A 12,418-nucleotide genomic window follows, 5' to 3' on the forward strand; every position below is an offset into this window, starting at 1 on the left:
AAAAAATGGGGTCCCAAAAAATCAATCCTTTTCCGGGTACATTAATCAATTGAACCTGATTGATATTTATGGTCTACGACGGAATAGTATCATTATCTCTCAAGATAAAACTTTACAATTCTATTAGTGGCATCATAGACTGCTGCATCAAAAATTAAAGGAGAAGATTGTGGCTGCCAATATCGAAGATATGAAAGAAAAAATACAAGCCGTAGAAGTACCCATATACCGCATATCCGATTACAGTCTTCAAAAATATGTTGGTACAAATATTATTCAAATACTAAAAATCATTTTTTCGGATGCTAACGCTCCTGGCTCACTTCTCAGTTTGGTGCCCGGGCTTGTCGGTGTAGTAACGCTGCAAGGTATTGAAAATACTGAACGTGATGAACTGGCGAATTACATCAATAATAACGATATAGATCCATATAGTGTTGCTATGAGGTCCATCGGTTATCTGTCATCTGATATTGAAATACCTGCGGTATCGAAAACACAGGCAACTTTCTTTGGTCAGGTGGATAACTGCGAACTATATGAAAAAATTCAAATTGATTTAACAATTCAAATATCGGTTCCAAAGCGTTTTAACCATATTTTTGATATGTGTTTTTCCGCATTGAGATTACCAATGGAACGAGCCTTGTCCGTGTCGCGTGATAACTTTGCATCATTTGAGTCTCAACGGAAAACAACGTCGTTAGATATGTGATAACACACGATAACAAATGCAACTCAAAATCATGGCTTTCATATTTCAGTTTTATTGTACGTGAAAAAAATCACTTACTAACCACAATATATTGATGTGATGGCCAACCTGGTGTGCCCCAGTTCGCGACTGATTATTTCGCGAGACTTGTGATCTATTACTCGTTCAGCAGCACTTAATAACTTTTTTGGTTTGCCCCCGGCAAGAGGGCAAACCCATCCTTTTCCCAGCGAATAAAATTGACGTGTAAGCTCATGATATCGCCGTTGCGCATAAGCATGACGTAATCCATGGCATTTACTAACACCCATCTGTTTCGTTTGCACCTGATAATGGCTCAGATGCTGTTTGCAGGTTCTGTCTTTGGGGATCAATGATTGATTAGCAGACACCTGTCGACCGGCTTTTTCCAGCCATCGGCGTTGCTCATCATTGGTGAGCAGGATCGTGCGGCCGATCCCTCTACCAAGATCTTTGGCTACCTGAGAGATCCCATCTTTTTCTGCTCGTTCTACTGCCTGATCTTTAAACTTGGGACTGTATTTTTTCTGAGTATTTTTTGTTCTGAATTGTTATTCATTTTTTACCTCTCGTTAAGATTTTACTCTCTGAACAGGGTGTCCATCAAATCAGGGCAGGATCAGTCGGCGACGCCAGACTCGATACTTAGTGGAATCGGGTCTCCTTCTACGACAGGACTTTCACCTGTAAGATAAGTTAGACTTGTCCTGGCGCATGGGGCGTTACATGTAATCTGATATTAATCTCACTGAATCATGTTTTATCATTGATAGCTGTCAGTGGCTGGAATTTGCCTTGCCATCGTTTTAGATATAGCATCCGTTCCTTTATAAGGTGAGGATTAAACTTGGAAAATCTTCGGGCTCAAATAACTAGGTTACAACTGGCTTCTTCGGCGCTTGAAATGTCTGGAGAGGCATTTTACGAGCAATGCCAGGAAGCGTTTAATAGTCTTATTCCATTCATCAACACGATTGGACATGCTCCAGCAATGCCAGAACTGTCCACCAATCCAATTTTAACTACGCTCCAGGACACTTTCCATAAGCCAAACACACCTTTACAACGCTTAATTGCTGCTCAACTGGATCGAGGAATAGAAACGGCGAGCGGGAACTTTATGGGGTATATACCTGGCGGAGGAATACTTACAAGTGCCCTCGCAGATCTCGTTGTTGGAGTTACTAATCGTTTTACCGGGTTACACTTTGGGGCTCCAGGAAGTACCGACAGTGAAAATGAAATTATTCAATGGTTCTGTGATTTGTTTGAGATGGGCTCTGAAGCATGGGGCTGTTTAACAAGTGGTGGAACTCATGCCACTCTAACTTGTCTCCTGGCAGCCCGGGAGTCTGTAGAAAAAACAAACACAAATACACTGGTTATCTATTTGACAAATCAAGCACATTTTGCAATCCGTCGTTCCCTCAAAGTTATGGGCCTGCATCACGCCCACATTCACTATATCCGTACTCATGCAGATCTATCGATGGACTACGAAGATCTTTGCACCTCTATTCAAACACATTTAGCGAAAGGTCTACATCCTTTTCTTGTCATCACGTCTGCTGGCACTACGAATACGGGCTCTGTCGATCCTCTGGAGTCTATCTCGGAGCTTGCTCATAAATACAAACTCTGGATGCACGTGGATGCCGCATATGGCGGAATGTTTAAGCTAAGCGAAGTGGGTCAGGAAGCACTTCGAGGAATTGAAAAAGCTGACTCAATTGTGGTTGATCCTCATAAAGGAATGTTCCTGGCGTACGGTGTTGGCGTTGCCCTGGTTAAGGATCACCGATTTTTAAAAAGTGCCTTTCAAGAAGATGCGGAATATCTGTCACGCACGGAAACAACTACAAACCGATCGCCCCTTGATTATTCACTTGAAATGACACGTCATAATCGCGCACCACGCATTCGGTTGAGTTTGGATCTGTTCGGTGTTGAATGTTTTAAAAATGCATTGCTGGAAAAGCACCTGCTCGCTTGTTGGCTGCACCAGCAGCTACAATTGATCAACGGTGTGACCGTATTTGCAAAACCTGATTTGTCCGTGGTCGCTTTTCGTACCTCGTCTGAAACAGGAACTGAACAATTACTTGAATCAATCACCGCTGACGGACTGATCAACGTCAGTTCTACACGACTTGAGGAAACTCTCTGGATCCGTGCCTGTATTCTAAATTTCCGTACCCACATAGAACATGTGGAGCGTTTAGTTGTAAAAATATCCGAATATATGAGTCAGATTAAGGATACGCTTTGACAGGGCAAGTTACATTCTTCGATTTTCCTCTCTCCATTGGTTTCCAAAGAAGTCTTCATAAGATTTTTTGTAGACCAGAGTTTGATTTGATAAAACATATTGAATAATTTATTTATTTCATTATTCTTTCCATCCAGGATTGAAACTTTCAGGATACAACCTTATGACAAAGTCTACGCAATTTTCTTCCTGGGTGCATACTGCCTGTCAATTTCCAGTGGGTTTTGCACAGGTAAGAGAAGATCCCTTGTTGGACGTCCAGGTAATTGACCATCTGAACAGACAAAAAATCAAGGTACTAATGATCGCTTCTGGAGGATGTACCGCAGCTCTTTTAGCTACTCATCCTTTGGTAAACGAGCTTACTGTAGTTGATCCTAACCTGGCACAGCTAGGTTTAACACAACTTAAATTGCATTTGTTGGAACATTGTTCCATTGAAGATAGACTCGCTATTCTTGGCCATCAATTTATGCCGGCTAAAGACCGCAGTGCCTGGATTGCAACTCATTTAAATCTATTGGGCTTTCCTTCCGATACGTTGGGTGATCTGGATAAAGCCGGTGAGTTGGGTTTGGATTATATTGGCCGTTACGAATATTTATTTTTGCAATTACAACATGAAATTCGTCATTTTGAACATGAAATTAAAGATATTCTTACCAATACCAAAACAACAATATCCTGCTCGGAACAGTTAAAAGACTGTCTAAATGCGTCATTCAAAAAAGTAATGGCACTGGATAATTTGGTCGCTTTATACGGAGAAGGCGCTACACAAAATCCAGCAATGCCATTTTGGGAGCATTTTTTCTTACAAACCGTCAAGGCATTAAATAGTCCACTTGCAAAAAATAATCCCTTTCTAAGTCAGCTTTTATTAGGCAGATTTAATCAACACCCATATGAGTGGCTAACAAAACCCAAACAAACCATCACGAAGAAACCTGTATTTCTAAATCATACTCTGTCCGACACCCTGGATATGACAAACGATTCCTTTGACTTCATCCATTTGTCCAATGCTCTTGATTGGCTGAACCCCCAGGAGGCAAAGTCAATGCTGCAGTCGGTGGAAAATAAATTAAATTCAGGAGGAATGCTTATACTTCGTCAATTAAATTCGACACTGGACATCACTTCTTTAAGCAGCAGCCAAATAACATGGCAAGTACAAGATGGAGCAGATTATCTACACCAGGATCGCAGTTTTTTTTATAAACGTTTATTGGTAGGTAAAAAATTGTGATGATTTGCATTCTGGCAAGGTATTCATTTTTTTAAATTTAGTCAAACTATAGTTTATGAGGTTATCGCGCATTTGCTTTAAATAATACAACGGAGAGTTTATGATGAGTGATCAAAAAACATTAACACAATTAATTGAGTCGATCCTGACTGACTCCAACTTTCGTGATAATCCATTTTTTTCTGCATTAAACGATGGTTCATTTTCCAAAGAGGATTTTCTGGAAACCCAAATTCAGTTTTTTTTCGCCGTTGATTTTTTTAATCAGCCGATGAGCGCTTTGGCAGCCAAAATTCCAACAGCAGAATTAAGGATAGAAGTATTACGTAATGTATGGGAAGAACATGGTGAAGGGAACCTGGAAAAAGTTCATGGTAGAACATTTATTGAACTGTTAAATCGATTGGGTGACATAACGCCTGAAGATGTGGACAGTCGTGCCTTGTGGCCAGAAGTACGTTCCTTTAATACCTTTTTGGCCGGGGCTTGTGTCTTAGATGAATATTTAACTGGTGTTGGTATTATGGGAATGATCGAGCGCATGTTTGCCGAGATTTCTTCCTGGATTGGGATTGGAATTGTAGAACGTGAATGGCTCAGCCAGGATCGTTTAATTCATTATACTTTGCATTCTGAGCTTGACATAAAACATTCACAAGATTTTTTTGATATTCTTGCTCACTCATGGCAAAAATCCAGGGAAGATAAATACGCCATTGAACAGGGTTTGCGATTAGGAGCTTATGTTTTTAATCGACTTTATGAGGATCTGTATCGAGCCAGATCGCGTAGAATATTACGAGAAATCCGAGGCAATCATTCTCGGGCAGAAGGTTAAGTAATTTTCTAATGCTATTTAAACGAGCGTGCAAAGGGTTCGCGTCTTGTGCTTTGGCCTGAGCAAAAGTTAAGACACGAACCCAAGAGTCACCCGGATATCCAGATCCAGACTATGAAGTGACACCACATGAGCAACTGCACGAACAGCCAAAAGAGCTTGAGCAAGCACCTGGTGATACCATTTGCGTTTGCTGATTTAACGCGAAAATTTGGCCAGGAATCTGACTTACATTTTTAAATTCTGACGATAGGCTGGTAGATAATTTAATCATAGTAACTCCTTTATTATTTTAAAAAATACTTGCATGGATCATCTGCAAAAGAAATAGCTAATCTATATAACTTATCTGCAAGAACGGTTGAAGCACGTTTGGCTAATATTACACAAAAGCTCAACTGCAAGACTAAATGCCAGTTATTAGAATGTGTTATCCATTCTCAATTGTTTTATCCAATTTTTATGAGCGAAAGCAGGAAAGCCACAGACAAACCCTGCCAATCGGAGACTTAAAGCACAGTAGAATTACGGTATTGATACTCCCTGACGTCATTTATTAGAATCCGTGATGCTTACTCTTAACATTGTGCCAGCCTTATTGAGGATCTGGACCATTATAAACCAGGGAAATTAAAATGAAAGCAGCTTTAATAACAGGTGCAACACATGGAATCGGTTTGGCTCTTACACGCACTTTACTGAGCCAGGGATGGACTGTTTTTGGTGTAGGCCGCGATCAAAGCAGCCTGGATAAAACAAGCAGCGAATTTGCTACATTCATACCTATTCGTGCTGATTTAACCAAAAACGATGATTTGAAAAGAGTGGCTGATGTTATTAAGGATGCTAGAATCGCCTTAAATATCCTGGTACAAAACGCTGGCATGAAGACACCGCCACGAGACCTGAAAGATCATTCCTGCGAAGCGATAGATGAAGTTATTAGTCTTAATTTGTCAGCACCGATGAAACTTACAGCATTATTGATCCCTTGTATGCGCCCAGAATCGCGTATTTTATATGTTACTTCGCGGGCAGCTACCTTACAGTTAATGCAAAGCTCTACTTATTGTGCAACTAAAGCCGGTTTAGATGAGGTTGCCGGGATTGTCAGACAAGAATTGCGTGAAAAAAATATCGCTGTTGGATCAGTAATTCCTGGTGAAGTAGACACGGGCATACAGAAAACCCTGCGCGAAACTACCGGTTTTCATTTACACAGAATGTTTCAACAAGCCTATGCATCTGGTCAATTAATTCGTCCTGAAATTTGTGCGGATTTTTTAAAATGGCTGTTGTGTGATTTATCCTTTGGAGAATTTAATACGGGAGAGATACATAGCATTTATGATCAAGCACATCACAAGTATTGGTTAACTAATCCAGAAAATTTACCCGCATTTCCATTTGAGGATAAAGCGCACACAACGCCACTTATGTCAAAGCTTTAAACTTGAGCTTCTCGTTCGTTTATATTTTCATAATAATTTATGAAGGCAACATCCCCATATCCAGGCATTGAATTGTGAATTAATACTTAAAAAATATTTCCTTAGTTCGGGATTCAAGACCCCAAAACTTTATTTATGTCTGAATTTTTATACATGGAGAAAATGATGTCAGCGACCTCATCTGAAGTAACAAAATTAACAGAAGAAGATTCCGTCTCCAGCTTGTCTTTATCACACCCTTTAGATCCTTTGACTAGTGATGAAATTAAAAATGCATGCGACTTATTGAAAATAAAACAGAAATTAAATGAGAACTATCGTTTTGCAATAGTGATGACGCATGAGCCTACTCAAGATGAAATATTAAATTTAAATGAAAAAAACGTTCCAGATCGCGCGGCGTTTCTATGCGTGTTTGATTCAAAAACCAATGACACGTTTGAGGCGATAATTAGTCTAACGACACAAGAAGTCCTTAGCTGGAAAATAATCGACGTAAAAAAATCACCTTATGGTCAACCTCCTATCCTTGTGGATGAGTTTAGAAAGTGTGAACGCATCGTTAAAGCTGATTCAGCCTGGCGTGATGCAATGAAACGAAGAGGATTAAATGATGAACAAATTAATAAAATCCAGGTGGATCCATTTTCTGCTGGTCACTTCGGCAATGAAGATGAAAAAGGCAACCGCCTGGTTCGCGCAACCAGTTTTTATCGGGAAAATATAAAAGACAATGCCTATGCGCGGCCCATTGAAGGCATAGTGGCCGTTGTTGATCTCATCAATGAGCGTGTCTTGAAATTAATTGATGATGGCAGAGATACGCCTATTCCAGCAGAAATCATCAATTATGATTCAGCTTCATGGCCCGATAAACGTCAGGGGTTGACGCCACTGGTAATCACACAACCTGAAGGCCCAGGTTTTACGGTAAATGGCTGGGAAGTTAGCTGGCAAAATTGGAAATTACGTATTGGATTTACTCCTCGCGAAGGTTTGATTTTGCATCAGGTCTCTTATCAAGATGGCGATCACGTGCGTCCTGTTATCTATCGGGCAAGTATAACAGACATGCTTGTTCCTTACGGCGATCCTGGTGTAAGCCATAATTTTAAAAGTGCTTTTGATGCAGGTGAATATGGACTTGGTAAATTAGCGGGCCCATTAAAATTGGGCTGTGATTGCAAGGGACTTATTCATTACTTTGATGTGCCTGCCGCGGATGATTTTGGCAAACCCATGGAGATGCCGCATGTCATTTGCATGCACGAAGAAGATGCAGGAACACTTTGGAAGCATAATGATTCATTTCGTGATGGCGTTAATGAAATGCGACGCTCGCGAGAATTAGTCATCAGCTTTTTCCCGACAGTAGGAAACTACGACTATGGTTTTTACTGGCGTTTAGGACAAGATGGCAGCTTAAGATTAGAAGTAAAACTAACGGGTATTGTACAAACCGCCGCTATTTATCCTGATACAGGATACGAATGGGGTAGTAAATTAACACATGAGTTAGCTGCACCATACCATCAACATTTTTTTAATGTGCGCTTACATATGATGGTTGATGGTCAGTATAATTCATTTAGTGAAAGCGAGTTTACTCGCGTTCCAATGAACCCGGATACCAATCCGCTTGGCACGGCATTTGGTCTGACGACACAATATTTTTCGCGTGAAGATGAGGCAATTCGTAATGCAAAAGCAAAGACACATCGCACCTGGAACATATCTAATGCTTCCACTCCAAATCACATTGGTTACCCCACAGCTTATAAGTTAGAAATTCCGCAAGATCCCTTACTGCTTGCTGATGAAAATAGTTATGTTGCAAAACGTGGGGCATTTGCCTTAAATAATGTGTGGGTAACACCTTATGTTTCCAGTGAGAAATATGCCTCTGGTGACTATCCTAATCAAATCGAAGGTGGAAACGGATTGCCAGATTACATCCGGAAAAAAAGAAATATTAGCAATGAACCTTTAGTGGTATGGGTCACATTCGGTCCAACACATGCACCCAGACCTGAAGAGTTTCCCGTCATGCCGGCAGCAACCACGTCTATTTCATTAAAACCATTCGGTTTCTTTGCAAGAAATCCTGCCATGGATTTACCTGGCGAACGAGATGAAAAAAGCATTAAGAGCAATGAACAGTCTTCATATTGTTGTAGCAGTTCAATGCAATGAGAATAGGCACTATACATAGATCGGTAATTTCAATACGATACTCGGGCTTTTATCAATAAAATGGAGTTAATTATGAACAAAAAAGCAGTTGTTGTAGCATCATGCCTCTTGGCAAGCATGCCAGTTTTCTCTAAAGGTTTTTTCAATGAACATGTAATGAAGTCCAATCACTATTCTTTGAAAAAAAACCTGGAAAACGAACTGGATTTTTCAGGCATTTGGGTTGGGAAATGCGATGAATTTCAAGACAAGCTTACTTTAAACATTGTTCAAAACGATAAATATATTGTTTTTAAAACCCTTGCTACCGATGATAATACCGGTAATGAAAATGAAGACGCATTAAAATTTCCTTTTAACAACGTAAAATCAAAAAATATTAGCTCTCCAAACAGTTCAGAACATACCTTAAGCTCAGCATTACCGTCCGGTCCGAACCGTATGGATTTTTCATATTACAGTATGGGCATGGAGGCTGCTGATCAATCTACTTCCAGTTATCGAACCAGTTTTGAATTTTCACTCGTTTTGAAAAAAAATGGCAAACTGGAATTTATCGTAGACCAATATCCAGAAGATATCGTGTGTGTTCTTGATAAACAGGGTTAGCAAACGGAAGCGAGTGTAGCCCGGGCTAAAAACCCACACTAACCGGGCTGCCTCCTGGCAGGGACCTTGTTGTAAAACGCGCTTTCGCCAACAGACCCAATGTAAATCCCTTTCAGATACATCACTCTGAATGCGGAGCCTTGCCAATGCCGATAAGATCAACGAAAGACCAAATTGTAGTCCGGTTAGCGCGATAACGATAACCGGAAATACTGCTTACAGACCATCACCAAACGACAATACACCCCTTTTTATAAAGAAGGGCCTTGGCATATTGCTGGCAATTCGGGTTCAACGCCAAAGTTTTCTTTGATTTCATCTACTGAAAGCGTCTTTCCTCCTCCGCTTGGTCCGCGCCCATTCCACATCAGGTCGATCTTACCAGGTTGTTCCTTAGACCAAGCCCAAATGCCGCTAGAAGCAGGGTGTTTCGGTGTTTCGGGAAAATTGAAACCAATGGCGCCTTTAATCTCTTGTTTTTCCGCCATCGCGCCTGATTGTGCTAATAAATGCGCCGTCCATATATCTCCAGACGGTAATCCTTGCTTTTCAATAAATGCAGCAGCATCAGCATGAGCTGAAAATGTTTGTTTCGAAATGACGATAAGCTGTTTTTCAGTACATGAATGTGGCGCATACGATAAAGATAATTTTTTATCATCATTTGACTTTATTTTGAAGAAGTTGAACCCACATCTTCCAAGAGAAGGTGATTTTTTTTCATCTGAGCTATCCGAAAAGCATCGTGGTGGTAAAGAAGCCATCATTATTCCTTGTTTATACAGGCCAATAGATCCCCCAAAAAAGATATCAGGGTTGAAAAAGACAGTGTTTCAAACCGATCAATTGAGGGGCGAAACACTTCCCCAAGCAATATAACTTTAAAGACAATTGTTGGCTATCACTCCAATGTCCAAAAACCAACAAACCACAGAAGAGGTTTTCTCAGGCTACTGAATAGCATGAATCAAAGCGGGGAAGTAAGAGGGCTATTCTGGTCGTGGATACCAGGAATGAGAAGCGGAATTTTCAAATGTTTGTCCTTGGTTAAGGACATATAACTTATTGGATTTGATATAATGTTCTGAATTCAGATTATACCAATTCAACTTTCTATCCAAGATAAGTTTTATGCAAAGCTTTACATAACCCTAATTGTGGAAAGTAAGTGATTATGTAAAGTTATTTAAAAAAACCAGTTAAATCAGTGATCATATTCATGATTGCTTTACATAATATTTTAAAAGTCGGGTTAGACTTTCTAAAAAAACTTATAAATCAGCTGATTTACCTGATTATCGAGCATTAAACGTTTTGCTTGTCAGTATATTTGGCTTTTGGCACCCCAGGGGACGTGCTCCGATTAAAATTGCCCAAATTGTGTTATTTCCAGAGGAGCACGCCCCCTCAGCATTCTTGTAATGATAAGTTTCGCACTGAGTATCTTTGCACTCGGCTTTTCAGCCTGCAGGATCACCATTAGTCCTTTGCAGCCAGGGCTGCACCTATTCCGCTTAACTGTTTTGGATGAAAATCGTAATGTCGGGCGATGCACCCGACCTACGCTTGCCAGGCAGGATTAGCGATGATTTGATTTCGTATTTACTCCGTTTCTGTAATTTAACCCGCTATCATCCCAGCAGTTTGAAGTATAAAGAACTGGCTCAACACAAGGAAAAAAACTAGAATCGGTGAGCTTCCAGCTCTGCTATTATCAAATAAAGAGGGCGTTATGTTTAAAAATAAAGATGTTAAAAAAAATCACGGAATTTCAATGGATTTTAAAAAAACCGCCTCTGTAATCTCAATAATATCCTTACTAGATGGAAAAAAATTGTTTCTTGAACAATCTTGCTTGTTAGGAAAAGGATCGTTTGGCAAAGTTTATTCTATAAAAATCAATGGGGTAGAATCCAATCTTGTTTGCAAAAAAATTAATCTGCGACCCTCTCGTCACAACAAACGAAATTACAAATTTTTTGAAGCGATTAATGAGATTTATGGATTATACACTTGTGGATATTTAGTGGGTTATGAATTAAAAAATGACGTACTTTACATTGTAATGAAGAAAATGGAAGGAAGCGTATTGGATGATGCTATTAAAGAGAAAAGTGATTTAGATGTTAAGGAAATTTATTTTGAGGCGTTCAGGCATTTAAAAAAATTTCACAGAAAAATGGGTTACGCACATTTAGATTCCCATCCTGGCAATTTTATGATTAGCTCGCTAAAACCTTATAAAGCAAGACTCATAGATTTTTCAAGAATGCAGCCAGTTTCATTTGGCGGGATTGCGATGGATTATAAAAATCTTATGATGTATTTCCCAATACATTGCTCGCCAATAGAATTCTATCTACGTGAGAAGAAAGAATATTATAAAAAGCATCCTATAGCCGCCATGTCTGACATAGCAAGCTGGTTTCTTCATGCTTTTATATTGGCCGGTATGCTGCCATTATTGTCTGGCGAAGAGATCTGTGCATCTGTAAAAAGGGCCTGTTTTACTTATGGAGCAGCAAAAGCTTTCAATGTTACCAGAAGTATGATGCCGAATTTTTTATTACCCATGTTCTCGCCTATTATTTTTTTAATCATTAATGAGCTGTGGAAAAATGGGCTGGCATTGCTGATTAATCAAGAAGTGAGCATCTTTAATCCATGGGTATGGATAAATGTAATGTACCTGTTTGTTGGTCTTTCTTTGGTGTGTAGGTTGTTTATGGAGTTTGCAGATGATTACATTCTTCCAGAGAGATTTATTTTAAAAAAGATGAATATATTCTTTAACCAACTACATCCACTCAAAGAAAATATACTTTTAAAGGCGAAAGAAATCTCAGAAGCAGAACGATTTTTACCTATTTCTTATGCAAAAAGAACGGGGAGGTTTTTTACAATAGAACAACATAACGATTCGCCTTGTTTATCTACCGAGCAGCATAGGGACTTATACCCATCAATATCTTAAAAGGAGATCAATTCGCGGAGGCATTTCTGAAGATATACCCAACAATCGGATACCTGTACTTTTTGGAAATTCAGGCGGTTTGAGCCTGCATAACCAAGT

The 12,418-nt window shown here is 39.7% G+C and carries 10 protein-coding genes; 9 read left to right on the top strand and 1 reads right to left on the bottom strand.

Annotated elements, in window-relative coordinates; genetic code table 11:
- Window positions 1–169: 169 nt before the first annotated feature.
- The 8 genes from ACQUTA_RS12030 to ACQUTA_RS12065 all read left to right on the top strand — a co-directional run bounded on the left by ACQUTA_RS12030 (window position 170) and on the right by ACQUTA_RS12065 (window position 9,345).
- The gene (locus ACQUTA_RS12030; RefSeq protein WP_444988502.1) at window positions 170–715 is read left to right on the top strand and encodes a hypothetical protein; all 546 of its coding nucleotides are present in this window, start codon (window positions 170–172) and stop codon (window positions 713–715) included.
- An 868-nt stretch (window positions 716–1,583) separates the two neighbouring features.
- The gene (locus ACQUTA_RS12035; protein WP_444988503.1) at window positions 1,584–3,005 is read left to right on the top strand and encodes a pyridoxal phosphate-dependent decarboxylase family protein; all 1,422 of its coding nucleotides are present in this window, start codon (window positions 1,584–1,586) and stop codon (window positions 3,003–3,005) included.
- A gap of 163 nt (window positions 3,006–3,168) precedes the next feature.
- On the top strand, window positions 3,169–4,254 hold the full coding sequence (locus ACQUTA_RS12040) for a DUF3419 family protein (protein ID WP_444988504.1): 1,086 nt from the start codon (window positions 3,169–3,171) through the stop codon (window positions 4,252–4,254).
- Between the two features lie 100 nt (window positions 4,255–4,354).
- A complete protein-coding gene (locus ACQUTA_RS12045; RefSeq protein WP_444988505.1) occupies window positions 4,355–5,092 on the top strand; it encodes an iron-containing redox enzyme family protein in 738 nt (245 codons plus the stop codon).
- A gap of 303 nt (window positions 5,093–5,395) precedes the next feature.
- Window positions 5,396–5,605 carry a helix-turn-helix transcriptional regulator gene (locus ACQUTA_RS12050; RefSeq protein WP_444988506.1) on the top strand — a complete coding sequence of 70 codons (210 nt, stop codon included), beginning with the start codon at window positions 5,396–5,398 and terminating at the stop codon, window positions 5,603–5,605.
- 122 nt (window positions 5,606–5,727) lie between these two features.
- Window positions 5,728–6,543 carry an SDR family oxidoreductase gene (locus ACQUTA_RS12055; RefSeq protein ID WP_444988507.1) on the top strand — a complete coding sequence of 272 codons (816 nt, stop codon included), beginning with the start codon at window positions 5,728–5,730 and terminating at the stop codon, window positions 6,541–6,543.
- Between the two features lie 162 nt (window positions 6,544–6,705).
- A complete protein-coding gene (locus ACQUTA_RS12060) occupies window positions 6,706–8,736 on the top strand; it encodes a primary-amine oxidase (RefSeq protein WP_444988508.1) in 2,031 nt (676 codons plus the stop codon).
- A gap of 72 nt (window positions 8,737–8,808) precedes the next feature.
- Window positions 8,809–9,345 carry a hypothetical protein gene (locus ACQUTA_RS12065; protein WP_444988509.1) on the top strand — a complete coding sequence of 179 codons (537 nt, stop codon included), beginning with the start codon at window positions 8,809–8,811 and terminating at the stop codon, window positions 9,343–9,345.
- A 251-nt stretch (window positions 9,346–9,596) separates the two neighbouring features.
- Here the strand turns inward: ACQUTA_RS12065 and ACQUTA_RS12070 are convergent, their stop codons facing one another.
- Window positions 9,597–10,112, bottom strand: coding sequence for a hypothetical protein (locus tag ACQUTA_RS12070; protein WP_444988510.1), 516 nt, complete (start codon window positions 10,110–10,112; stop codon window positions 9,597–9,599).
- A gap of 965 nt (window positions 10,113–11,077) precedes the next feature.
- Here ACQUTA_RS12070 and ACQUTA_RS12075 point away from each other — a divergent pair.
- The gene (locus ACQUTA_RS12075) at window positions 11,078–12,319 is read left to right on the top strand and encodes a protein kinase domain-containing protein (protein WP_444988511.1); all 1,242 of its coding nucleotides are present in this window, start codon (window positions 11,078–11,080) and stop codon (window positions 12,317–12,319) included.
- Window positions 12,320–12,418: the final 99 nt, after the last annotated feature.

This window comes from Legionella navarrensis, assembly GCF_052527415.1.

What these genes read in the sequence shown, in the direction of transcription:
- ACQUTA_RS12040 (WP_444988504.1), top strand. Translation starts at nt 3,169, where the DNA reads ATGACAAAGTCTACGCAATTTTCTTCCTGGGTGCATACTGCCTGTCAA.
- ACQUTA_RS12045 (WP_444988505.1), top strand. Translation starts at nt 4,355, where the DNA reads ATGATGAGTGATCAAAAAACATTAACACAATTAATTGAGTCGATCCTG.
- ACQUTA_RS12055 (WP_444988507.1), top strand. Translation starts at nt 5,728, where the DNA reads ATGAAAGCAGCTTTAATAACAGGTGCAACACATGGAATCGGTTTGGCT.
- ACQUTA_RS12060 (WP_444988508.1), top strand. Translation starts at nt 6,706, where the DNA reads ATGATGTCAGCGACCTCATCTGAAGTAACAAAATTAACAGAAGAAGAT.
- ACQUTA_RS12065 (WP_444988509.1), top strand. Translation starts at nt 8,809, where the DNA reads ATGAACAAAAAAGCAGTTGTTGTAGCATCATGCCTCTTGGCAAGCATG.
- ACQUTA_RS12070 (WP_444988510.1), bottom strand. Translation starts at nt 10,112, where the DNA reads ATGATGGCTTCTTTACCACCACGATGCTTTTCGGATAGCTCAGATGAA.
- ACQUTA_RS12075 (WP_444988511.1), top strand. Translation starts at nt 11,078, where the DNA reads ATGTTTAAAAATAAAGATGTTAAAAAAAATCACGGAATTTCAATGGAT.